Genomic DNA, 25,075 nt, shown 5'->3' with positions numbered 1-25,075 from the left:
CCTTGAATATGAACGATAAGAATTCCGAAAGAAGCATCATACTAATTGTCGATGACAACCAAACAAATCTTGACGTACTTTTCGAGTTGTTAAGGAATTACGGGTTTAAAGTATTAGTGGCTCTAGACGGCGAAAGTGCGATCGAGCAAATTGACTACATCCATCCAGACTTGATTCTTTTGGATATCATGATGCCAGGAATTGACGGTTTTGAAACTTGCCGACGTTTGAAAGCAGACCCGTCAACGCAAGATATTCCCATCATCTTCATGAGCGCCCTTTCCGATACGCCTGATAAAGTAAAAGGCTTTCAGACAGGAGCCGTTGACTACATCACTAAGCCTTTCCAGCACGAAGAAGTTTTGAGCCGGATTCAAACCCACTTGACAATCCGCAGCTTGCAAAAAAAACTCGAAGAAAAAAACCTCGAACTTGCCCACCTCAACCAAAACCTGGAAAAACTTGTTGAACAAAAAACCAAGCAATTAATAAACCAGGAAAAAACAGCGATCATCGGACGTTTGACTCAGGGCATGGTTCACAACCTCAAAAGTCCGCTGCAAGTGATCCAGACTAGCGTCGATTTGATTGAAACAAAAGCCACACAAATTCAAGAAGACTCTCTGTTTAATTATACCAAGTATATTTTTCAAGCTGTCACAAAAATCAATCAGATCATGGATACTCTGATGATGAAAAGCCGAAACGAGCAAAAGCAAGATTTGCACCCGGTGAATATCAACGATTTAGTGCAGAGAGAAATTCAGCTATTGGAAGGCAACCTGTATTTTAAAAATAAAATTAGAAAAAAATACTTTTATGACGAAGAAATTGGCAGTATTCCATTAATTTATTCCTATCTTTCTCAAGTATTTTATAATTTAATCAATAATGCAATGGATGCTATGTGGGAAAAGAAAAGCAAAGAAATAACTATCGTGACTCGGCAAGACGACTCGAACATATACATGGATATTGCAGATACGGGATGCGGCATATCATCTGAAGATTTGTCAAAACTTTTTGACCCTTTTTACACCTCCAAGCCGCCTAAAGGCGAGGAAAAAACCGAAGGGGAACCCACAGGAACAGGTCTAGGACTTTATACTTGTATTGAACTTTTAAAACCTTTTAACGGTGAGATTGCTATTAGCAGCAATGTCGGTCAAGGCAGCGTGTTTACAGTTGTGCTGCCAAAACCGCAGAAAAATGGAGCGACTCAACAGAGTTAAATTGTGTCCAGTTAGACAACCCTAATTAAGTTGGTAATTAAATTTGTAGCAAGGAATGCAAGTCTTGGTTACTCGATCGAGAGAGGACTTGCATTGCTCAATACAAATAGGCGCTAATTGCGGGCAATTAACCGAAGACAATCTCAGAGCGTATTTTGTAAATCAACGGTAATTCTCGTAGCTTAGTAGTAATATAGCAATCCTTGCAGGAGTCGTAAACTTTTTACCTCACCCCAACCCTCCCCGAAGCCGCAGGGAGGGAGTAAGAAATTCACAAATGATTGAGGATTGCTATACCATTTTAAAAAAATAAGGCAACTTTAGGCAAGCTTTAAACGGCAATTTATAATCTAAAGTTTCCAAGGCTATCAGCAAGGCAAATCCTGATTACTCCGCACTCTTTTGAGTGGCCTCTTGCTATTCCCCTGCCAAAGGTTGTAAATTAAAAGAGAGTTGAGTTGCAATATTGGTAAGAGTATTATAGTTTTGGATCGCTAGGTTTGGGGCGAGGCGGAAAACTTGCAGCGAACAACTCAATTCTACAAATCTGCGGGGTCTGCAAGCACACAGCCCACTCTCGTGCGTGCGGTTCACAGGGCTGTTTCATTCTCAGAAAAACCAGGGTTTTGTAGGGGCGGTGCGACCCCTACTCCCCGTGCCCGCCCAGCCGATAGACGAGCGGGTAGGGGTTTTAGATATCGGGGCAACCGGGCGTGGGATTGCCCCTACAAGAGAATGAAACAGCCCTGGTGCGGTTCAAGTTCCCCAATCATCAGCTAGGTAGCTGCATCCGCTGCTGAGATTTTATAATTACTAAAAAATAGCAAAAGGATAGCAGTAAAAAAAAATGCCACTGTACGCAAGAACCAAACTGCGATACTCATCAGTCATTCCCAATCTCCAATCTCAAATCTAAAATATAAAATGGTATGACCTCTGTGTTTGAGTCAACTTTAACGCCTGGTTTAAAAATTCTTTTAGTAGAAGACTGTGCAGAAGATGCAGAACTCATTCAAGAACTGCTGTCTGAGGGCCAACTAGGACTATCAATTGATGTCACCAATGTAGTTCGCCTCCGGGAAGCGATTGAAATTTTAAGCGACAAAATTTTTGATGTAATTTTATTAGATCTTTCACTTCCTGACAGCCTAAAATTTAATACTTTTTTCCGACTGCAAGATTGCGGTATAAATATTCCGATCGTCATTCTGACAGCCGCAGATGACGAAGAACTGGCTGTCGAGTTAATTGCCGCCGGCGCCCAAGATTATTTGGTGAAAAGACAGGTAGACAGCCGGCTGCTGGTGCGGACGCTCAGGTGCGCGATCGCCCGCCAGAAACGGCAAGCAGAATGGCAAAAAAGTCAACAAAAATACCAGCAGGTTGTTGGCAATATCAAAGAAGTAGTTTTTGAAACAAATACTGCGGGCCATTGGACTTTTCTAAATCCAGCTTGGACGGAAATTACCGGATTTACCGTTGATGAAAGCTTAGGAACTTCCTGTTTGAGTTACATTCATTCTGAGGATCAATACCAATATTTAAATTCGTTTAGAGGTCAGAAACCAAATCAAGAAACATCCTGTTGTTATCAAAGTCGATATATTACCAAAAATGGCGAAATTCGGTGGGTGGAAGTGCAAGAATTTTTTATGTTGGGCTGGGACGGCGCGCCACAGGGGACGACAGGAACTATCCACGATATTACGGATAAAATTTTAGCACTCTCCGAACTGGAAGCTAGTAAAAAGTTTTTGAATTATACGATAGATGCACTGGCTGATCCCATTTTTGTCAAGGACGAAGATCACCGCTGGATACTGTTAAATAATGCTTTTTGCAAGCTGCTCGGCAAGCAGCGCGAGGAACTGCTGGGCAAGTCGGATTACGACTTTTTCCCAAAACAAGAAGCTGAGATTTTTTGGCAGAATGACGAACAAGTTTTTAGGACGGGGGAAGAAAACGAGAGCGAGGAAATATTTACGGACGGCAGCGGTGCAAAGCACATTTTGTCTACTAAAAAAACTGTCTTTGAAAATACCGATGGCAGTAAAATTCTCGTCGGGATAATTCGAGATATCACTCAGGATAGGCGCCAACAATTAGCGCAGCAAGAAAGCGAAGCTAGACTGCGGCAACTTGCTGCCAATTTACCGGGAATAATTTATCAATTTCGTCTCTCAATCGACGGCAAAAAAAGTTTTCCTTATATTTCTTCGGGCAGCCGCGATTTATTTGAATTGGCACCAGAAAATATTCAGCAGAATCCTCAACTCCTTTTTAGTTTTCTTCATCCAGATGAGCGTCAAAAAATTGAAGAATCTCTTGCTGTTTCTGCGGCAAATATGCAGCCCTGGCAGCAGGAATGGCGCGCGATTTTACCGTCGGGAAAACTTAAGTGGATGCAAGGGGTTTCGTCGAAACCGGAACGAGTTGATTGTCCGACTGAAATAGGGCAGGAAGGGGATATAGTTTGGGAAGGCATGGTGCTGGATATTACTGATTTAAAACAGGCAGAAGCAGCTTTGCGGGAGAGCGAAGCCAGATTTCGATCGCTCGTTGAGAATATCCCCGGCGCTATCTGCCGCAGCTTGTACGATGCTGAGGGGACGATGGTATTTATTAGCGATGAAATTGAGGTAATTAGTGGGTATCCTGCTGGGGATTTTATTGGCAACAACGGCTTGAGTTTTGCGACAATTGTCCACGAGGCAGACAAGGAAATGGTCGATCGACAAATCAGCGCAGCCGTAGAGTCGAAACAGCCGTACAATCTAGAATACCGGATTGTTCGCGCTGACGGGGCGGTGCGGTGGATGTCGGAAAGAGGTAGGCCAACTTACAATATAGAAGGGCTAGTTTTGTGGCTCGACAGAGCGATTTTTGACATTACCGATCGCAAACAAGCCGAACTAACTCTGTGCCTGGTAACTCAAGCTGTAGACAGTGCTAGTGATGCGATCGCGATCGCCGATTTGGACGGTTATTCCATTTATCACAATCAAGCATTTATTCAGCGCTACGGCTATACAGTTGAGGAACTAAATAATGCCGGCGGCCCAGCAGTAATGTACCCCAAATCTCAAGATTTGAGAAAGTTATTTAGGGGGCTGCGGAAAGGTTTTTCCTGGGACAGTGAAATTGAAATCAAGAGTAAAAATGGCGATATCATAGAAACTTTCTTGCGAGCTAACTGCATTAAAGATAGCGCTAGTCAACCGATAGGAATGATAGCCATAATTGCCGACCTCACAGAACTAAAACGCACCGCATCGGCATTAAAACTCAGTCAAGAGCGATTGCAGTTGGCGGTTTCAGGCAGCTCTTTGGGGCTGTGGGATTGGAATATAGCTACTGGCGAAACTTATTTCGATTTTCATTGGAAATCAATGCTTGGCTACGCAGAAACCGAAATTGAAAACAACCTCAAAGGTTGGGAAAGTTTGCTGCATCCAGAAGACCGAGGGAAGGTAATGGAATGTTTAAATTCCTATTTGGAAGGTGAGACTGAGATTTATGAATTTGAATTTCGGATGCTCAACAAAGCGGGCAATTGGCAGTGGATTCTGGCAATGGGCAAGGTAGTCGAGTACGACGAATGGGGTGCGCCGTTGCGGATAACGGGCACTCACAAAGATATCAGCGCCCGCGTGGCAGCAGAAGCCGAAAAAACGCAGTTGATCGCATCTCTGCAACTACTTGCCGAACAGTTGCAAGCAGCGCAAAAAATAGCCCGCATCGGCAATTGGGAATTCGATAGGGAGGCAGGACTTATTACTTGGTCGGAAGAACTGTTTCGAGTTTATGGTCGAGAATTGAATCTGCCACCGACAATGGAAGAACTTTTAGAGCAAATTCATCCCGATGACAAAGAAAGGTTCGCAGAAGTTGTACAAAAAGCAGTGACTGAAGGAACAGCTTACGATATCGACCACCGCATCTATTTCCCATCAGGAGAAATTAGGCACGTTAACGCTAAAGGACAAGCTATTAAAAATGAGTTGGGTCAGGTGGTGCGGCTGTTTGGCACGGCAATGGACATTAGCCATCGCAAAAAAGCAGAAATTGCTTTACAAGAAAGCGAACAGCGATTTCGCGCTGTATTTGAACAAGCGGCGATTGGCATTGTTAAAGTGTGGCGCGACGGTCAATTTTTGAATGCAAATCAAGGGTTTTGCAATATTGTGGGATACTCAGAATTGGAGCTGAAATCGCGAAATGTTGGGGAGATTTCTCACCCCGAAGATGTAGCAGCAGATGCCGAGTCGCGCGACAGACTGTTAGCTGGGGAAATTTTTAATTATTCCCTTGAAAAACGCTTTATTCGCAAAAACGGTTCATTTGTTTGGACTAATATGACTGTATCTTTAGTGCGGGATGGGTTTGGGGAACCTAGCTATGTAATTGCTGTGATTGAAGATATTAGCTCTCGCAAACTTGCCGAGGCTATCTTGCGCCAGCAATTAAAGCGAGAACGCTTGGTGGTAGAGATGCTGGAACGCATTCGCTCTTCTCTCAATTTAAAAGAAATTTTGACAAAAGCTGTGGCTGAAGTACGGCAATTTTTGCAAACAGACAGGACAATAATTTATCGCTTTAATCCCGATAGGAGCGGTTTTGTAACTGTCGAGTCGGTGGGCCAAAAGTGGCGATCGATTCAGGGACTAACTATTAACGATCCCTGCTTTGAATACAGCTATGCTTCTGCTTACGAACACGGTCGCGCTGTACCTGTAGATGATATTTACAAAGCTGGTCTTTCCCAGTGCTACCTTAATTTATTAAGTCAATTTCAGGTGCGAGCTAATTTGGTAGTGCCAATTTTGCAAGGCGAGAAGTTGTGGGGGCTATTGATTGCCCACGAGTGCGCGGGCCCTCGCCACTGGCTGGAAATTGAGGTCGAGTGTCTCAAACAAATTAGCGTGCAGTTGGCGATCGCGATCCAGCAATCAATGCTGTTTGAGCAAGCACAAAGTGAAATTGCCGATCGCAAACAAGCCGAGTCAGCTTTGCAGGAATCGGAAGCGCGAGAACGTTCAAAAGCGCTAGAGTTAGAAGCAGCTATTAACAAACTGCGAACGACTCAAGCTCAGCTCGTTCAAAATGAAAAAATGGTGAGCTTGGGTCAGTTAGTTGCTGGTGTTGCTCACGAAATTAATAATCCTGTTAGCTTTATTCACGGCAATCTCAATCCGGCTCGCAATTACACTTTAGATTTGCTGGAATTGATTAAAGTTTACCAGCATTACTGTCCTCATCCTCCCGCCCAAGTCTTGCAGAAAATTGAGGAAATAGACTTGGCTTATATTGCTGAGGATTTCCCGAAATTGTTTAATTCGATGCAAGTAGGAACCGAGCGAATTGTCGAAATCGTGAAATCGTTGCGTAATTTTTCCCGATTGGACGAGTCCGCAGGGAAGGCGGTTAACATTCACGAAGGAATTGATAGCACTTTGATGATTTTGCAAAATCGCTTAAAATCTCACAGCAGTCCAGGAGAAATTCTGATAGTTAAAGATTACCAAATCTTGCCACAAATTGAATGTTTTCCGGGCGAGTTGAATCAGGTATTTATGAATATTTTAATTAATGCGATCGATGCTTTGGAAGAACGGGACAAGCAGCGTTCGATCGAGGAGTGCGATCGACATCCCAGCACGATCGCTATTCGCAGTTATCAGGCGGCTGCGGACTTCGTAGCGGTATCGATTGCCGACAACGGGGGGGGGATACCGGAGTCAGTGCGATCGAGGCTGTTTGACCCCTTTTTCACGACTAAACCTGTGGGCAAGGGCACGGGTTTGGGACTGTCGATTTCTCACTCGATTATAGTCGATCGCCACGGCGGCAGATTGAGTTGTATTTCGACACCGGGAGAGGGCGCGGAGTTTTTGATTGAAATTCCAGTGCGGCCGAATTTAACTGGTAGGAATTCAAATTTGGGGCAATAATTAGCAATTGGTAATTGGAAATTAGGAAGCGGAAATGGTTACTATCTCACATCTTGCACGATTCTCAAGAACAGGCTTTTCGGCCTGTTCCACAAAGAGTGAATTTTCTTGTGGAACAGGCATCTTGCCTGTTCCTCAACAAGTAATTGAGAAGGGTGCAACATCTCAGTAATATCAAATGCGGAAATGGGTAATATCTCAGCTCTTGCACCCTTCAAAATAACAGGCAAGATGCCTGTTCCACAAAGAGTGAATTTTCTCGTGGAACAGGCATCTTGCCTGTTCCTCAACAAGTAATTGAGAAGGGTGCAACATCTCAGTAATATCAAATACCGTTGTGAGTGAAAAATCAAACACGATATTACAAATTACCAATTATATCAAATCCGTTAGCATCGGAATAGTAAATTCGATTTCACTGTTGACAGTCAACAGTCAACAGTCAACAGTCAACAGTCAACAGTCAACAGTCAACAGTCAACAGTCAACATCATTCTGGTGTAACCGGAAATGATATTACCTTCAACTTTTACATAAAAATTGGGGAAGATTCCGAGTTACTCCTGGCGTGACAAATGCGATTTTTGCCTTCGGTTTTGGCTTGATAAAGGGCGCTGTCAGCGCTGTGAATTAGGGTGGTGGGAGATTCCTGGGCAGAAGGAATCGCTGTCGCAATGCCGCAACTGAGGGTAACGTAGGGGCCGATCGACGATCGCGCGTGGGGCAGTTTCAAGCCGGCGATGCCGTCGCAAATTTTCCGGGCGACAGCGTTTGCCCCTTGGGCGCTGGTGTTGGGCAGCACTAGGGCAAATTCTTCGCCACCGTAGCGGGCAGTCAAATCCCCAGCCCGGTTGGTGGCGCTGGCGATCGCCCCCGCAACTTGGCGCAAACAATCGTCCCCGCCGAGATGCCCATAAAACTCGTTGTAAAGTTTAAAAAAGTCGATGTCAAACATAATTAAAGACAGTGGCAGTTCCTCTCTTGCCAATCTGCGCCACTCTAAGCTCAAAATGCGATCGAACTGGCGGCGATTGGCAATGCCAGTCAGTCCGTCAGTAGTTGCCAGTTGCTGCAATTTTTGATTGGCTATTGCTAGCTTGCGGTAAAGTTGAGATTGTTCGATCGCGATCGCCACTTGATTTGCCAAGTGCTCTAAAAAATCTATTTCCCACTGCTGCCATTCCCTGACACCGTAGCAATTGTATGCTGTCAGCATTCCCCACAAACTATGGCCATTTTCTGCGATCGAATCCGGCAAATTTTTACTGTGCGCCTGCGGTTTGCCACTCGCCTGGTTCCCGATATAATTTTCCGCTGCATCTTGATTGTTCTCGACTTCCCAAACCGTGGCTTCTTGTGTTTCTTTTGCCGTTTCCCAGTCGCCTGATTGCCAAATTGGTACGCTTATAACTGCTGCAATTTCACAATCTGTCAACAATTCTTTGCAACTGCCAGCCAAGGGGGCAGTGCTGACATCTGCTATTGCTTGTACCGACTGGGATTCGACTAAAATAAAGCAGGATACCGCCAAAGCAGCACTAATATTTTGGTTTTCAATATCACCTTCTGGCAAACCGTCACCTGCGACGATCGCACCTTTGTGCTCTTCCCCGTCCAATTGAGACACCCAATCCTGACAGCGATAAATTAAAACGCGGTCTGTTTGGAGAAATTGTCGCACATCTGCAACGGTATTTTGGAGAATGCTTGCCGGATCTATTGACGATCGAATATGTTCGATCATTTTCCCCAACAGGCGCTGTCGGAGAGCCTGCTGCCGCAATTGTTCTTCGATTTGCTGGCGTTCGATCGCGTAATGGATTGCCCGCACCAGCAGAGTTCTGTGAAATCTTCCCTTTACCAAACAATCTTGAGCGCCCCAGCGCAATACTGACCGGGCCATATTTTCATCGCTGATATCTGTCAGCACCACAATTGGCAATGTGGGCCATCGCCCTTTCAAAACTGCGAGATCCTCGCTTCCCCTCAAGCTGTCTGACACTGACAAATCTAATAGTACGGCGTCAAACTTGTCTACTTCCAGACGCCCAACTCCTATCTCCAGAGACTTAACAGTTTGGAGCAGAAATAGAGACTCGCTGAATGACCCTAGAAGGTCTTCGATCATTGTCGGAGCTCCGAGGTCATCCTCAACCAACAAAATTTTCAGACATTGGTGACGTGTTAACACAACTATAGCCTTCGGAGCGCGTCGAAAGCAACTTTTTTGTTTTGATAGCGATACTTGCGATCGGCCAATATTTCGGCCGATCAAATTCACTATACACTCAAACTAAGCATTTAGCGCTCCATTAATGCTTACATATCCGGCGGGAGTGAAACGATTTCAAACCAATACTCACATAAAGTCTTCATTACTTCAAGCAAGCCTTCAAAAGTGACTGGTTTGGATATGAAAGAATTGGCTCCCAAGCGGTAGCAAAGCAAGATATCTCCTCTGCGGTGGGAAGTGGTGAGCATTACAACCGGAATTTGTTGCAAATGGGGGTCAGCTCTGATCGAAGTTAGTGTTTCTCGTCCGTCCAGCCTCGGCATATTCAGATCCAAAAGTATCAAGTCTGGCTGGTGCCAATTGCTGCTACCAAGATATTGACCGCGACGGTACAAGTAGTCTAGCACTTGTTCTCCATTTTCCACAAATTCGCTCGTAATTGCTAATCGAACTTCTCGCAGTGCTTCCTCCACCAAAAAGCGCGTGTCCTCGTCATCGTTTGCTATTAAAAGAGTAAATTTTTTCTTTTTACAATTCACGGCTTTGCCTCACTAGGAACGTCTTTTGTGAGGTTGCGGGACTTTGAGCCGTGTCTGAGTACCTGCAAAGAATCTCTTGCCATCATCCGGTAAATCTGGCTGAGAACACTGAAATTGTGTTGCAGCAATTTACGGTTTTTCTCCATTTGCAAAGGTTTGCGAATCATGCTTGTTTCACTTTGCAGTCTGTCCGACAACCTGCAAACTGCAAACACCTCACAAATCCTTCTCCCCGAACTACTAGGGAAACTCTTGCATCCCAAAGCAAGATGCTCTGGGTACAGTTGAAAAAAATTAACAAGTCTTGCGCGCACCGCTGATTTATAAGTTGTATAAGGATAGAGCTAATAGATTTATATTGATAGATTTTTAGCTCGATGTCATCAGTGAATATGCTACACTTTATAAGCATTTTTGTAAAGAACAGATAAAGATATTTAAAGCTTAAGTAAAGGACGGGTGACAATCAAGCAATTTGCTGACAAGCCCCCGGATTCATCCGTGGAGCGAGAAACAAGCTCCGAATCCTGATCGCAAGCCCCCGGATTTATCAGTGGGGTCGCTTTCTTCAAATCTCAAATCTCAAATCTCAAATCTCAAATCTCAAATCTCAAATCGATATCACCAGCCCCCGGATTTATCAGTGGGGTCGCTTTCTTCAATTCTAAAATCTAAAATCTAAAATCTAAAATCGATTGACTTCACTTTGATATAGGAATAGAAAAATAAAAAGTCGAGCCTCGATTGGGTTCTGATTCTACCCAAAGGCTGCCGCCGTGCCGATCGATAATTCTTTGACAAATCGCTAAACCGATACCAGTTCCCGAATACTGTTTTTGGGTGTGCAAGCGCTGAAAAATCTGAAAAATTCGCGGATGGTACTGTGAGGCAATCCCAATACCATTATCCTGCACTGAAAACACCCAGCTATCCTCCTGACACGAAGCGTCCACCTGCACCACCGGCGCCTCACTGCTGCGGTACTTAATGGCGTTACCAATTAAATTTTGAAACAGTTGCAGCAGTTGAAAACTGTCACCTTTTACCCTGGGCAAATCCCCCCTAGTAACAGAAGCTTGATTCTCGCGGATGGCCAACTGCAAATTAGCGCAAGCATCCTCAAAAACCCGATTGCAATCTATCACATCAAAAGGTTTCTCACTGCGACCTACCCGCGAATACTCCAGCAAGTCATCAATCAGCCCCTGCATCCGCCCGCAAGAGTTAACAATATTGCGGATAAATTTATTCCCTTGGGCATCAAGTTGGTTGTGACAGCGCTTTTCTAATAGTTGAGCGTAGCCGACAATCGTACTCAAAGGCGCTTGCAAATCGTGAGAAGCCACGTAAGCAAACTGTTCTAGTTCGGCATTAGAACGAGTTAATTCTTGAGCGTAGCGGGTTTGAGTGTCTAAACTCTCTTGCAGCAATTCTTGTGCCAGCTTGCGTTCGGAAATATCCTCGATCGCACAAATCAAATACTGCAGCGTCCCCTTGACATCGCGCATTGCCGAAACAGTAACATTTGCCCAGCGCACTGCGTCATCTTTGCATACCAAACGCTTTTCCACAGAAAAAGTTTGAATCTTCCCGGATAACAGCGAGCGCAGGTATTCTCTGTCCGCTTCTCTGTCATCCGGGTGAGTAATTGCCTGCCAATTTTGCTGTAACAATTCCGATTCTGCATAGCGGACTATTTGACAAAAGCCGGGATTTACCCGTATAAATTTACCACAAAGTGCGGTTTTAGCTATGCCGACTGCTGCTTGCTCGAATATCGCGCGGAAGCGTTCTTCGCTGTCTCGTAGGGCAATTTCTGCTCGTTTGCGCTCGGTGATGTTACGAAATGTTACTGCCAGACCATCGTTTAATTTTACCGCCACAATGTGCAGCCAAACAATTGTATCTCGCTCCTGTTCGTAATAAATTTCTTGGTCTACAGTTTCTCCTGTTTCTACTACAGAAACATACAAATCAAATAACCCGTTATTGCTAACTTGGGAAACTTGGGATAACAAATTCTTGCCAACTATGTCATTGAATAGCAGCCCATAAAATTTTTCGGCGGCAGGGTTGATCAAGAGCCACTGGAAATCTACAATATTTCCCTCACTGTCGCGGACAGCCGAATAAGCCACCACACAGTCTAAGGAACTATTTAATATGCTAGCAAGCAGCGACTGTGACTGTTGCAGTTGATAATTTTGCTCTTTTAATTGCTGTTGCAGTTTTTGCAAGCGGACTTGCTTGTCGATGCGCGCTAAAACTTCTTCTACTTGAAATGGTTTAGTAATATAGTCGGCGCCTCCTACTCGAAAAGCTTGTAATTTATCATTCATTTCATCTAAGACGCTTAAAAAAATTACCGGAATTTGTTCGGTTTCTGGTGTCGCTTTCAGTCTCCGACAAACTTCATAACCGTTCATTTCCGGCATTCTAATGTCGAGCAAAATTAAATCCGGGCAATGGGCGATCGCAACATGCAACGCCAGTGGCCCGCAAATAGCTCGGTAAACTTGATACCCCTGGGATGTTAGCAGTTTGGATAAGAACCGCAGATTGCTTGGTTGGTCATCAACCACCAATACTTTAATTTCGCTATTATCCATTTATTTTAAACTCGATTGAGTTAAATCCATTATCTTGTCGAGTCGGTAATCGGCAAGCAAATCTTTTAAAGCCTCAGCTAAAATTGGATGACTTTCCCAGATGCGATCGACAAGTTGAATCGCTAGCTCTTCATTAACATCATTAGCGGCGTCGTAGAGTTCCTGCACCCAGCTTTGAGGCATCTGAGCCAGCAGCCCTCCGAAAAATGAATCGGGTTTTTCCTTCACACAATAACGCCGTAAAGCCCCGACTGGGAGCTGGGGCAACTCTTGATAAAGATAGCGCACTCCCAAATAGCAAGCCATCTTATCAAAGAGGATTTGTTCTTGAAAAGGTTTTCGCACAAAATCGTCGCAACCTGCGGCGATAATTTCGTCTTTTCTTTCCTCAAAAGTGCTAGCAGTCAGAGCAATAATTACAGTTTTCCACTGAGTTTGTTTCTCTTTATATCTAATTCGTTGGACAGCTTCAAAACCGTCCATTACTGGCATTCGCGTATCCAGCCAAATTAAATGAGGCTGCCAACTTTCCCAAAGTTCAACAGCTTGGTAGCCATTTTCCGCTTCTCGGACTTCAAAACCAATTGGTTGTAACATTTTAAGCAGCAGCAGCCGATTGTCTGGATTGTCGTCTACTGCTAAAATCCGATAAATTGGTTGATCTGCTTCTAGTCCGATCACCCGCTGCAATGTCGCCACTGTTATTTCAGACGAAATAGCGGCAAATACTCGGATATTAAATTTAAAACTGCTTCCCTCACCTACAACACTTTTGGCCCTAATATCCCCGCCCATTATCTGCACGTATTTTTTAGTAATTGTCAAACCCAATCCCGTACCATCAGCCGCTTTTCTCCCGGCTTGTGTTTGCACGAAAGCCTCAAATAAAGTATCAAATTCTGCTGTTGCAATGCCAATTCCCGTGTCTTCAACTTCAAACAAAATTAACAATGGTTCGAGCGACGTATAGTTAGGATAACTTCCCGATTCTACCGACTGCGGCTGGTTGCTTTCCACGCTCACGCGCAGCCAAATACTGCCCCCCTCGGGAGTGAATTTCATGGCATTTCCCAGCAGGTTAATTAAGCAGACGCGCAGCTTTTTTTCGTCAGTTTTTATATATTGGGGAACATTAGCCTCGACGGAAAATCTCAGTTGCATTTTTTTTGTTTCAGCTTTGATTTGAAACATTTCTTCGAGAGTGTCGAGGAGTAGATAAAGGTCAAAGCTGCGTTCATCTAAGGCAATTATCCCTGCTTCTATTTTCGACAAGTCTAAAACATCGTTAATTAGTTCCAGCAAATGTTGACCGCTGCGGTTAATAATTCGGAGATTTTCGAGATTTTCGTGGCTGAGCAAAGAGTCGCGGCTCATGACTTGGGTAAAACCCAGGATGGCGTTCAGGGGAGTCCGCAATTCGTGGCTCATGTTGGCAACGAATTGACTTTTTGCGAGGGATGCAGCGGCCGCTGCTTCTTCGGCTTTTTTGCGTTCTATTATTTCTTCTTGCAGTTCTTTATTGCGATCGATTAATTGTTTTTTCAGTCTTTGGATAGTCAGTTGGTGTTCGATTCGCGCTAAAACTTCTGCTACATGAAACGGTTTTGTGACATAATCTACCGCTCCCACTTGAAATGCGGTTAATTTGTCCAATACCTCATCTAAAGCGCTGATAAAAATAACGGGAATTTCTGATGTCTTCGGATCTGCCTGGAGCTGCGTGCAGACTTCGTAGCCGTCCATTTCCGGCATTTTGATGTCCAGCAAAATCAAATCTGGAGAACCAGATCGCGCGGCTCTGATTGCCATTTTGCCGCTAATTACGCCGCGGACTTTGTAGCCCCGATCGCACAGCGTTGCTGATAAAACTTGCAAATTTTCGGGAGTATCGTCAACAATTAATATGTTGCCTTTATTTTCTTCTCTGTGATTGTTGGTCATCGCTGGTTATTTTTTGTTAATTTAAGAAGTGTTGAAATGCTGAAAACTGGTTAAAAAGTCATTATAGCACTCCATCCTCAATCAACTCATTTTATATTTACACAACTTATCCTAGTTAAGATTTGAGATGGGAGATTAAAGGGGCTCATCTCATTTTGGCAGCTAAGCTAGAAATTGGAGTTTTGAGGCCCGAAGCTGCGGGGCAGGAGGCAGGAGGAAAGAGGCAGAAGGAAGGAGCCAGAAGAAGTATTTTTACAAATATGAGATGCTCCCTAGGCGATCGACCTACATCATCAATAATCCTGAACCTGCCCCTATTATCCCTTCTTCTTTCATCCTTCAACAATTTCTAAACTCCTCAATCAAATCGATAATCCGATCGCACCGGAAGTTATTCGCCAAATCAGCGATCGCGCTGCCGAAACTAGCATTAATAGGAGGGATCGACAACAACAGCCGAAAAATCTCCTCGTTATCAACCGCATCGGCCGCAGAATACAATTCATCAACCCATTCAGCAGGCATCGCTTCCAAAAATGAAGTATTGAGCGTAAAAGGCAAATCAGCCGTTTCAGTTGCCGTGGAAACCTCGGCGGACACCGCAGCATCATAACTTAGCGAAGCTTCTCGATCGTAAACATAGCGGACTCCCAGATACTTAGCCATCTTTTCCAGAATCACTTGCTCCCGAAAAGGCTTCGCTACAAAATCATCGCAACCAGCAGACAAAATCACCGATCGCTCTTCATCAAAAGCACTTGCAGTCAGAGCAATAATCACCGTTACTTGACCTTTCAAATGCGCTTTAATCTGTTTAGTAGCTTCGTAACCGTCCATCACCGGCATCCGCATATCCATCCAAATCAAATGAGGTTCCCAACTCGACCACATTTCCACAGCTTGAACGCCATTTTCAGCTTCCTGCACCGCAAAGCCTAGCGATGTCAGCATTCTGACCAACAGCAAGCGGCTTTCCAGGCGATCGTCAACAACTAAAATCCGGTATTCTGGCTGTCCTGGTTCGAGACCGACCACTCGGCTAGCTGTTTGAGCCACCTGAATTTCCATTTCATTAGGGAGCGAAACTTTAACATCAAATCTAAAAATGCTGCCGCGACCGGGGGTGCTTGTTACCGTCATCTTCCCTCCCATTAACTTAACGAACTGCTTGCTGATTGGCAAGCCCAAACCTGTTCCTTCTTGAGCTTTTTTTCCGCTTTCAGTTTGCGCGAAAGGTTTAAATAAATTGTCCATTTCTGCCGCAGAAATTCCTGAACCAGTGTCTTCCACTTCAAATAGCAAACAGCAACAGTCAATTGGCGGCATCTCTCCATGAGTTTTAGTTTTCAACAACTCATGTTTGATTCTCAAATTAACACCACCTTCGGTCGTAAACTTAATAGCATTTCCCACTACATTGATCAATACTTGTCGCAACTTGCTTTCGTCACTTTCTATATATTGAGGTAGGTCGGCTGGGCAATCAAAAATTAACTGCAACCCTTTTTTTTCGGCTTGCAGCTTCAGCATATTTTCAGTATTTTTTAGCAGTTTGTGCAAGTCGAAGGTGCTGTTATTAAGTGTCACCAGCCCGACTTCAATTTTTGACATTTGCAAAATATTGTTGATCAGAACGAGCAAATGTTCCCCGCTCTGGGTAATAATTCCTAAGTATTGCTGTTGGTCGGCACCGAGGTCTGGGTCGCGGGCTAGCAGTTGGCTGAAACCGAGAATTGCGTTGAGGGGAGTTCGCAATTCGTGGCTCATATTCGAGAGAAATTCGCTTTTTGCCCTGTTCGCTCTGTCGGCTTCTTCTTTGGCTTTTTGCAGGACTATTTCAGCTTGTTTGCGTTCGGTAATATCGCTAGCAGTGCCTGTTGTGCCGATGATATTTCCTTCAGCGTCCATGCGCGCGATCGCCTTGGTAGTTACATCAATCTTTCTGCCGTCTTTTCCTAATACTATATTTTCGTACTGAAACACAGTTTTTCCTGTCAGTAAGCGCTGCTGAAGTTCCCATTTCCAGTCTATCTCTCCTGGAGCTAAAAAATCGCTAAAAGAACAGCCAAGCATTTCTTCAGGCTCGTAACCGTATATTTGTTTAACTGCTTGGTTCACAAAAGTAATGTGGCCTTGATCATTGCAAGACCAAATAATATCTTGGGAAGTTTCAACTAAATGACGGTATTTTTCTTCGCTCTCTGCTAGGGCTAGTTCTGCCAGCTTGCGTGGGGTAATGTCCATCAAAGTTGTGAATAGTTTTGTCACTTGCCCTTGTTGGTTGACAACTACTTCTCCTCTGGCTTCGATGTAGCGGATGAAGCCGCCTTCACTTATTTGTGACGGGGAATTATCGGCAGCAATTTTCGGTTCCGGCCGCAGAATTCGATATTCCAAAGTGTAAGATTGCCCGCTAGCAATAGCAGCGTCGATCGTTGTTTGCCACTTTTGTCTATCGTCGGGATGCACGTATTGCGAAAACTCAGTTAGTGTTGGCGCAGGCTGAGTTGGCTCAATCCCAAAAATCCGAGATAACTCTTGCGACCAAGTAGTTGTGTTGGTCGATAAATCGCATTCCCAATTACCGACACGGGCGATTCTTTGCGCTGCTGCTAAAGAAGCCGCTACTGATCGGAGTTTTTCTTCGGCTAATTTGCGATCGCTAATATCTTGAATCACAGAAATCACGCAGGTTTCGCCATGAATGTCAATGATTTCTGCTGACAGTAGCCCGGTTCTGAGTTCCCCTGTTTTAGTGCGAAAATCAAATTCGTAGTTGAGAATAATTTGTTTTTCATCTAACATTTTACACAACTCAGCGCGGGCTTGTATATTTTCCCAAAGATTCAAATCAATCGCCGTGCGATCGAGAATTTCTGCGGCAGAATAACCGATTGTCTGGCAAAAAGCCTCATTAATTTCTAAATAACGACCGTCATTAAATCTGGTAATAGTAATCGGGTTGGGAGACGAACGAAAAGCTTTAGCAAACTTTTCCTCAGACAAGCGTAGTTGTGCAGTCCGCTCCTCGACTAAAGTTTCCAATTCTTGATTTAGCTTTTGGAGTTGAGCATTTTGTTCCGCTAATTGCTTCTCCATAAAATAGCTATTGATGGCTTCTTTTACCGTCAACTTCAAGTCTTCTGACTGCCAAGGCTTCGATATATATCGGTACAATTTAGCATATTTAATCGTATTCGCCACTGCTTCGAGGTCTGCTTGCCCCGTCAGCATAATTTTGATAGTTTTTGGGGAAATTCTGTGAATTTGCTTCAGCAATTCGTCCCCTTTGATATTCGGCATCAGATAATCGCAAATTACTGCTACGATTTCGCAGCCATCAGCCAGTAATTCCTCGATTAACTCTAAAGCATCTTCGCCGCCTTCAGCGGTTTCTAATAAATGTTCTTCCCCCAGGGTTTTTTTTAACTCAATTTTCAAACTTTCAAGAATTATCGGTTCGTCATCCACGCAAATAATCACAGGTTTATGGTTCATATTTTTTTTAACCCAGATTTTATTGTTTCTACTAATTCTTGGCGTTCCCACGGCTTGTACAAACAACGGTGCAAGTTTGCTTGCTCTTTCACCCGTGCTATTGCTACTTCGTTTGCTTGCCCGCTCAGCATGACCTTCACAATTTTAGGATATTTTTGGTGAACCATAATCAAAAAATCATCTCCTTTAATCCCTGGCATTAACCAGTCAGATACTATGACCAAAATATCACTTTCATCTTCTTTCTGAATTTCCTCCAGAATTTCCATAGCTTCATCTGCGTTTTCTGCTACTTCATAGAGGTAAGCATCCCCAAATTCTTTTTTAAGCTGAATTTTTAAACTATTTAAGACCACAACTTCATCATCAACGCACAAAATTACTGGTTTCAGCATAAAATTTTACTTCTATTAAATTTTAAGAATGGGTGCATTTACCTATTTTTTTTATGGCTATCAAGGAATTTCGATGGGCAAGGAGATAGTAAATTTTGTTTGACCAGGCACGCTTTCTACTTGCATCTCACCTTGGTGTTTGTCCAGAATTTTTTGAACTATATCTAATCCCAAACCGCTGCCTTCCCCTGGAGGTTTAGTTGTGAAAAAGGGATCAAAAATTCTCGGCATAATCTCTGGAGGAATGCCGGGGCCACTGTCGGTAATACTGACTGATATTGCGTTCGCTTGGCATTTGACATCAATTTGTAACACTCCTTTGTTGCCCATCGCTTGTAAAGCATTGTGAACCAAATTTGTCCAAACTTGATTGAGTTCATCAGGATAGCATAGCACCGGGGGCAAATTAGTACCATAGTTTCTGACGACTTCCACACCGTGTTTGATTTGGTAGTTGTAAAGCGTTAGAACAGTATCAATACCGTCGGTAATATTAGCGATTACTTTGGAACCCCACTGGTCGTAACGAGAGTAGCTTTTCAAAGCAAAAACGATTTTGGCTGCCCTATCTGTGGCAGTAGCAATATTTCTAGTGCTTTTTTGTACTGTAGCAAATTGGTATGCGGTTTCTACAATATTTCGGCTTTGGCTGTCTTTCAACAAAGGTAAAAAAGGTTCTACATTATTGCCGATGCCGATATCTAATAAAGTACAGGCAAGACTGGCAGCGTCGTCAATGTTTTCTGATTCTAATTGCCCTTGCAAAAGTTTTTTTAACTGACGTTTTTCTTTACTAGATAAGGTATCTGTTTCTTGGCTGGACTGGTGTAGCAAAGCAAAGAAATCCTGCCGCCGCTCCGGGGATAGTTGTTGAAAAAATATCGGCAACTGCTGCAATTGTTCGGTCCAGAAGTCGGCGATGTTCTGCACAGAAGAGCGAATCGCCCCTAAAGGAGAATTGATTTCATGAGCAACTCCGGCAATTAACTGTCCGAGGGCTGCCATTTTTTCTGATTGAATGAGTTCTTTTTGAGTCCGCTTCAGTTCTTCTAAGGTATGAGATAATTCTGCATTTTTTTTGCACAGCGCTGACTCGGCTATTTTGCGGGAGTTGATGTTGCGGGCAACCCAAATGACTCCATCTTTTGAGAACAGGGAAATGCAGGCGGAAAACCAAATTTCGCGACCACAAACTGTTAAGCTGTAGTCAAAATTGAGTGTTTGTTGTGTTTCTAACACTTGCTGAACTAACACCCACCAATCATCCGGGTTGTCGTCGTCAAAAAAATGTTCTATGGTCAAGCTGACTATATCACAATCAGGCTCAGAAGCCGCTGCCACATTCGTTGGCAAAACTTCTATGTTCCGCTGACTGTCTAGCACGAGAACGATGTCGGTCATCGCTTCAAAAACGGCGCGGACTTTCTTTTCAGAAAAGTGCAATTTTTCTTCGAGCAATTTGCGATCGCTAATTTGTTGCTGCAATTCTTCGTTACTGGCTGCTAGTTGAACCGTGCGGTCTAGAACTCGCTGTTCGAGTTCGGTGTTGAGGCGGCGAACTTCAGATTCAGCGGTTGTGCGGTCTTGTATTTCCTTTTTTAACTGACTGTTGGCATTAATTAATTCTAAAGTCCGCTGTTTAATTTGTTCTTCCAAATTATCATTTAAAACCCGAAACTTTTCCTCTACTTCTCTTCTCCGCAACGCTTCTTTTTGCAATTGTTCGTTCATTTTGTTCAACTCCTGAATTTTGTCGGCAAGTGTTTCCTGCAAAAGCTCGACATTTGCGTGCATTTCTACCGGATCTAAGACCTGCTGCAGGCTACTTTCAGTCACAATTCCGGCTAAATATCCTTCCTCGTCCACCACCACCAAGCGCCGGATGCCGTGCTGCTGCATTAACTGGTGAGCCTGCCACAAGGTGGCTTTTACCTGCAACGGTATCAGCGGAAAACTCATCGCGGCGGTGACGGGAGTATCTGCGAAATCTAGTCCAGAAGCTTGGAATTTAACAATGTCGCGTTCTGTAATTATGCCCACAGGTTTCTGATTTTGGTTGTCGCTGTCCGTGCAAATGACTATGCAGCTTTTCCGGTGGGTTCTCATCTGTTTTGCGACTTCTAAAACTGAGGCGCTGCTTGAGGTAACTATTAATTGTGTAGTCATAATTTCTTGGACGCGCCACATTTTCAGCACATCTGCCGGTTTGAGGATTTGACGGATGCTTTCGCAGGTGATAGCGCCTAGCAAGTTGCCACCTTCGTCTAGGAGGGGTAAATGACGGATTCTTTTCGATCGCAATATGCTCAATACCTTCAAGATATTCCCCGCTTGATCGAGGTTCAGGGCGATCGGGTTTTCAGTCATCACCTCAGAAATTGCCACCCCTGCTAGCGAAATACCGCTAGCAGTTATTTTCACAACATCGCCTTCTGTAAAAATTCCGAGCAATTGCTGCTCAAACGCGATTAAAATGCAACTGGCACTCGCCTCAGTCATGGCAGCAATTGCGACTTTCAAGGGTGTGTCTGGAGGCAGCACAGGTAGTTTGGGGTCGATCGCCTGTTCTAGCAAGCTTTGGGTATCAGAAACTGTTGTTGACATGGGCCAATCAAGGGGGATAGATGCAGGCGGAACCGGGACTTAATACCATTTTAGATTTCCGATTTTACAGTCGCGACACGCTAACCGCAATCGAGATTTGACATCGGTCTAGAGTTGCATTTTTATTTAGTCGCGCATTGGTATGATTTTTAGTGCGATCGCCCTTGATGGCGATCGAAATTGACACAATACACGTCCTTTGACCGATAACTGATGTTACTTCTATTTTACCCGAATGTTTTTCCACACTTTTTTTAACAATCTCCCGTCCCAATCCGCTGCCTTCGTCGGCGGGTTTTCTGGTAAAGAACGGATCGAATATTCGGGGCCAAATTTCCGGGTAATTCAGTTGCCACTGACGAGCAGGCTCTGATTTTCTGCTCTCACCTCTACTTTTAAAACTCGGCAATTCTCTATCGCTTGTAAAGCATTGTGCATCAGATTTATCGAAACTTGTTTGAGTTCGTCTGCCTCAGACAACAATTTAGGCAGTGGAGCTTGATAATTTCTGACAATTTCTACTCTGTGTTTTAGTTTTTTTAATCAAAACTTAATATAGTTTTAAGGCTGTCAGTAATATTGGCAATTACTTTTCTTCCCTACAGTTAGAGCGAAAATATTTATTTTTCATCAAAAATAACTTTTGCGGCTCTATGTGTAGCAGATGCTCTTTTTGGCAAGCTGTGAATAAATGGCAGAGACTATCTGCCTGACCGAAAGCATCCAGGATACAAGCCCCCGGATTCATTCCGAAAGCAGACTCAGGACCGGTGAAATAAAAAACCTGTATCCCATGAAACTTGCCCCCCGAATTTATCCGTGGGGTCAATGCTTCAATCGAAAATCTAAAATCTAAAATCTAAAATCGATTGACCTCAGTCAAAGACGGATACCGTGCCACGTACTCCTGTCGTGGAAAACCAAAAAGTTTAGACCAAAGTTCAACCTTCCAGATTTATCTGTGGAGTAAAATCTAAAATCTAAAATCTAAAATCGACTGGCGATCGCAATCTGGCTAAGTATGTCAAAATTTTAAGCGTGTGGGTAACTTCTTCTTGTACCGCTGCTCTGACTCCAACTTCTGTTGCCTTGGGAAACTTTGATGGTTTGCACCTAGGGCATCGACAAGTCGTGCAGCCAATTTTAAATCGATCGCCTGGGCAAAATTCTGCGACGGTTATTGCGTCGGGGCAAAACTTGCTCTCCAACGCTGGCAGAGATGAAAATTTGGAAAGCGAACATCCGGCGACCTGCGAAAATGACTCAGCAGCACCGCCCGATAGAGCCGACAGCCGCCATAATTTCGATGGTTTGATAGGCCCTAGGGCAGAGGGCAACAGCCTCTCTGGGATCGATTCTGATGGGGTCGATCGGCTTTACGGCACTGTGGTGACATTCGATCCGCACCCGCAAGAATTTTTTACGGGTCAACCGAAAAAACTGCTGACACCTCTGGCAGAAAAGGTAGAATTGCTCGCAGCAATGGGCGTCGAGCAACTTGTGCTGCTGCCGTTCGATCGAGAACTTGCGGCTTTGACTGCTTCTGAGTTTGTCGAGGAAATTTTGGTGCGACAACTAAAAGCGAGTCGAATTAGTGTGGGGGTTGATTTTCGGTTTGGACGGGGACGCGCTGGAACGGCTGTGGATTTGCAGTCGATCGCCTCTGGTTACGGTATTGATGTTGCTCTTGTACCGCTGCATAATTGCGGTGAGGGCGATCGGATCAGCAGTTCTGCAATCCGCGAAGGTCTGGCATCCGGCGACCTCACAAGAGCGAATCAGTTGTTGGGGCGACCTTACAGTTTAGTCGGAACTGTGGTTGGGGGACAGCGGCTGGGTAGGACGATCGGATTTCCTACTGCTAATATCGAACTGCCGCCGGAAAAATTTTTGCCACGTTTTGGCGTGTACGCGGTGCGAGTCTCGGTGAAGCATGGAGGGGAAAAGATGAAAGAGGAAAGTTCTTCCTATCAGCGGGAAAATCCCAAATCTATAATCCCCGGCATAGCATCAAATTTATTTTTTGTCAATGGGGTGATGAATGTTGGCTGCCGCCCCACGGTAGACGGCCTGCAACCCACTGTGGAAGTTCACCTGTTAGATTGGTCTGGGGATTTGTACGGTCAAACCTTGAGCGCGAGTTTGGTAGAGTTTTTGCGACCCGAACAAAAATTCGCTTCTCTGGAAGCTCTCAAAACTCAAATTCAGGCAGATTGCGATATTGCTAGAAGCGTATTATAGCCTAGGGCATAGGGCATAGGGCATAGGGCATAGGACATAGGGCATAGGGCATAGGGCATAGGGCATAGGGCATAGGGCATAGGGCATAGGGCATAGGGCATAGGGTATAGGGCATAGGGTATAGGGCATAGGGCATAGGGCATAGGACTCGTCTCCATACCTCACCACGCTTGAGAACCGCTATAGCTGCTAAAGTCTAATAATTATGTGATCTACAACAGGCGATCGGTTTTAAAAATGGTGCAAGATGAGTCAGACTAAATTCTACTTGTACAAATCCGAAGTCCGCAAGGCAAAGACTCAAGATTTTGGCAATCTTGATATCTTTTCGACAATTAGCAATTAGCAATTAACAATTAGAAATCAGGGATATGAGACAAAATATTGAGCGGCTAAAACAAAATCTAGGCAAAACTATTGTTGGCAAAGCGGATGCTATTCGCTTGGTGCTGGTAGCCGTGCTTTCGGGCGGTCACGCGCTGCTGGAAGACGTGCCGGGTGTGGGAAAAACGCTGCTGGCGAAGTCTTTGGCGCGATCGATCGATGGCAAGTTTCAGCGGATTCAGTGCACTCCCGATTTGTTACCGACGGACATCACCGGTACTAATATTTGGAATCCGCGCAGCGGAGAGTTTGAGTTTTTGCCCGGGCCAGTTTTTGCTAATGTTTTGCTTGCCGATGAAATCAATCGGGCGACGCCGCGAACTCAGTCAGCTTTGCTGGAAGTGATGGAAGAAAAGCAGGTGACAGTAGATGGAGTTTCTCGAAATGTTCCGACGCCGTTTTTTGTGATTGCGACTCAGAACCCGATCGAATATCAAGGCACTTTTCCGCTGCCGGAAGCCCAGATGGATCGGTTTACTTTGTCTTTGACTTTGGGCTATCCCGCTGCGTTGGAAGAGTTGCAAATGTTGGAACGGCTTTCTGATAGTTTTGCTGTTGAAGATTTGCAGCCTTGTATTTCTTTGGAAGAAGTGCAGGAATTGCGCCGTTTGTGCGCTGGTGTGAAGGTGGAAGGCTCTTTGAAACAGTATATTGTAGATTTGGTGCGATCGACGCGGGAGGATGAGGAGATTACTCTGGGGGTGAGTCCCCGGGGTGCGGTGGCTTTGCACCGGGCCTTGCAGGCTTTGGCGTTTATGGAGGGCCGGGATTATGGGACTCCTGATGATGTGAAATATTTGGCACCGCACGTACTTTCTCACCGATTAATTCCGGCAGGGGGAAAGAGGGCTAAGGCGATTGTTGACAAGTTGTTGCGGTCTGTTCCTATTCCTTAAAAAGTTTGTAAGTAGGTTGCTTTAATTAAAGGAACAGGCAAGATGCCTGTTCCACAAACAATTACAACTTAATTAAAGGAACAGGCTTTCCGGCCTGTTCCACAAACAATTAATTTTCCTGTGGAGTGGGCAGGAGAACCCGCCCTTGAAAGACTTATTAATCATGGTGCAATATCTCATATCAAACCCGGTAGCATCGTCGGGCGTCAAATCCAGTCAACCGTCAACAATCACGGACGCTGCAACCGGAATTGATAGAATTCATCTGCGTTAATCTGTGTTAATCTGCCTGTATCTGCAGTTAAAAAAAGAGCATTTATTAACCGCAGATGACAATGGATTGACGTTGATTCACGCAGAGGTCGAGAAGAGATATATGAATAATTCCGATGCTAATACCAATTTAAGGTGAAGTTGCACATATCTCGATCCCCCTAAATCCCCCTTAAGAAGGGGAGTAGGGGTTGACTTTGAGAAGAATCTTGTCCCACCCCCTACTCCCCTTATTAAGGGGGGTTAGGGGGGATCAGATTCTACGGGGCCTCATAAAAA

At 44.5% G+C, this 25,075-nt stretch carries 14 protein-coding genes; 4 read left to right on the top strand and 10 right to left on the bottom strand.

The window, feature by feature from the left end:
* The first annotated feature begins 8 nt into the window (after positions 1 to 8).
* Together QUA00_RS09535 and QUA00_RS09530 are read left to right on the top strand one after the other, a co-directional pair.
* A complete protein-coding gene (locus QUA00_RS09535) occupies positions 9 to 1,232 on the top strand; it encodes a hybrid sensor histidine kinase/response regulator (protein ID WP_333409458.1) in 1,224 nt (407 codons plus the stop codon).
* A gap of 929 nt (positions 1,233 to 2,161) precedes the next feature.
* Positions 2,162 to 7,183: a PAS domain S-box protein gene (locus QUA00_RS09530; protein WP_333409457.1), complete on the top strand. Its 5,022-nt coding sequence runs from the start codon at positions 2,162 to 2,164 to the stop codon at positions 7,181 to 7,183.
* A gap of 41 nt (positions 7,184 to 7,224) precedes the next feature.
* Here QUA00_RS09530 and QUA00_RS09525 read toward each other — a convergent pair whose 3' ends face one another.
* The 10 genes from QUA00_RS09525 to QUA00_RS09480 all read right to left on the bottom strand — a co-directional run bounded on the left by QUA00_RS09525 (position 7,225) and on the right by QUA00_RS09480 (position 21,411).
* Positions 7,225 to 7,413 (bottom strand): hypothetical protein, encoded by a 189-nt coding sequence (locus tag QUA00_RS09525; protein WP_333409456.1) that lies wholly within the window; start codon positions 7,411 to 7,413, stop codon positions 7,225 to 7,227.
* Between the two features lie 299 nt (positions 7,414 to 7,712).
* Positions 7,713 to 9,374, bottom strand: a complete 1,662-nt coding sequence (locus QUA00_RS09520; protein ID WP_333409455.1) for a diguanylate cyclase domain-containing protein — start codon at positions 9,372 to 9,374, stop codon at positions 7,713 to 7,715.
* A gap of 128 nt (positions 9,375 to 9,502) precedes the next feature.
* Positions 9,503 to 9,955: a response regulator gene (locus tag QUA00_RS09515; RefSeq protein ID WP_333409454.1), complete on the bottom strand. Its 453-nt coding sequence runs from the start codon at positions 9,953 to 9,955 to the stop codon at positions 9,503 to 9,505.
* Positions 9,952 to 10,122: a hypothetical protein gene (locus QUA00_RS09510; protein ID WP_333409453.1), complete on the bottom strand. Its 171-nt coding sequence runs from the start codon at positions 10,120 to 10,122 to the stop codon at positions 9,952 to 9,954. Before QUA00_RS09510 ends, QUA00_RS09515 begins: the two co-directional genes overlap by 4 nt.
* A gap of 534 nt (positions 10,123 to 10,656) precedes the next feature.
* Positions 10,657 to 12,564, bottom strand: a complete 1,908-nt coding sequence (locus QUA00_RS09505) for a PAS domain S-box protein (protein ID WP_333144073.1) — start codon at positions 12,562 to 12,564, stop codon at positions 10,657 to 10,659.
* A complete protein-coding gene (locus tag QUA00_RS09500; protein WP_333144072.1) occupies positions 12,565 to 14,505 on the bottom strand; it encodes a response regulator in 1,941 nt (646 codons plus the stop codon).
* A 339-nt stretch (positions 14,506 to 14,844) separates the two neighbouring features.
* Positions 14,845 to 18,003, bottom strand: a complete 3,159-nt coding sequence (locus QUA00_RS09495) for a PAS domain S-box protein (RefSeq protein ID WP_333409452.1) — start codon at positions 18,001 to 18,003, stop codon at positions 14,845 to 14,847.
* Positions 18,000 to 18,398 carry a response regulator gene (locus tag QUA00_RS09490; protein ID WP_333144070.1) on the bottom strand — a complete coding sequence of 133 codons (399 nt, stop codon included), beginning with the start codon at positions 18,396 to 18,398 and terminating at the stop codon, positions 18,000 to 18,002. The genes QUA00_RS09495 and QUA00_RS09490 overlap by 4 nt, the downstream gene beginning before the upstream one ends.
* Positions 18,399 to 18,458: 60 nt before the next feature.
* Complete coding sequence (locus QUA00_RS09485; RefSeq protein WP_333409451.1) at positions 18,459 to 21,002, bottom strand: CBS domain-containing protein; 2,544 nt, start codon at positions 21,000 to 21,002, stop codon at positions 18,459 to 18,461.
* 64 nt (positions 21,003 to 21,066) lie between these two features.
* Complete coding sequence (locus QUA00_RS09480) at positions 21,067 to 21,411, bottom strand: ATP-binding protein (protein ID WP_333144068.1); 345 nt, start codon at positions 21,409 to 21,411, stop codon at positions 21,067 to 21,069.
* Positions 21,412 to 22,040: 629 nt separating this feature from the next.
* Between QUA00_RS09480 and QUA00_RS09475 the strand changes: the two genes are divergently transcribed.
* Together QUA00_RS09475 and QUA00_RS09470 are read left to right on the top strand one after the other, a co-directional pair.
* Positions 22,041 to 23,243, top strand: a complete 1,203-nt coding sequence (locus QUA00_RS09475; protein WP_333143740.1) for a bifunctional riboflavin kinase/FAD synthetase — start codon at positions 22,041 to 22,043, stop codon at positions 23,241 to 23,243.
* A 371-nt stretch (positions 23,244 to 23,614) separates the two neighbouring features.
* Positions 23,615 to 24,523 (top strand): MoxR family ATPase, encoded by a 909-nt coding sequence (locus QUA00_RS09470; RefSeq protein WP_333143741.1) that lies wholly within the window; start codon positions 23,615 to 23,617, stop codon positions 24,521 to 24,523.
* Positions 24,524 to 25,075: the final 552 nt, after the last annotated feature.

This window comes from Microcoleus sp. T2B6 (assembly GCF_036700475.1).
Lineage (GTDB): Bacteria > Cyanobacteriota > Cyanobacteriia > Cyanobacteriales > Microcoleaceae > Microcoleus.
This window is presented reverse-complemented; position numbering and strand designations above follow the sequence as displayed.

What these genes read in the sequence shown, in the direction of transcription:
- QUA00_RS09495 (WP_333409452.1), bottom strand. Translation starts at nt 18,003, where the DNA reads ATGAACCATAAACCTGTGATTATTTGCGTGGATGACGAACCGATAATT.
- QUA00_RS09535 (WP_333409458.1), top strand. Translation starts at nt 9, where the DNA reads ATGAACGATAAGAATTCCGAAAGAAGCATCATACTAATTGTCGATGAC.
- QUA00_RS09485 (WP_333409451.1), bottom strand. Translation starts at nt 21,002, where the DNA reads ATGTCAACAACAGTTTCTGATACCCAAAGCTTGCTAGAACAGGCGATC.
- QUA00_RS09510 (WP_333409453.1), bottom strand. Translation starts at nt 10,122, where the DNA reads ATGATTCGCAAACCTTTGCAAATGGAGAAAAACCGTAAATTGCTGCAA.
- QUA00_RS09490 (WP_333144070.1), bottom strand. Translation starts at nt 18,398, where the DNA reads ATGCTGAAACCAGTAATTTTGTGCGTTGATGATGAAGTTGTGGTCTTA.
- QUA00_RS09505 (WP_333144073.1), bottom strand. Translation starts at nt 12,564, where the DNA reads ATGGATAATAGCGAAATTAAAGTATTGGTGGTTGATGACCAACCAAGC.
- QUA00_RS09530 (WP_333409457.1), top strand. Translation starts at nt 2,162, where the DNA reads ATGACCTCTGTGTTTGAGTCAACTTTAACGCCTGGTTTAAAAATTCTT.
- QUA00_RS09470 (WP_333143741.1), top strand. Translation starts at nt 23,615, where the DNA reads ATGAGACAAAATATTGAGCGGCTAAAACAAAATCTAGGCAAAACTATT.
- QUA00_RS09500 (WP_333144072.1), bottom strand. Translation starts at nt 14,505, where the DNA reads ATGACCAACAATCACAGAGAAGAAAATAAAGGCAACATATTAATTGTT.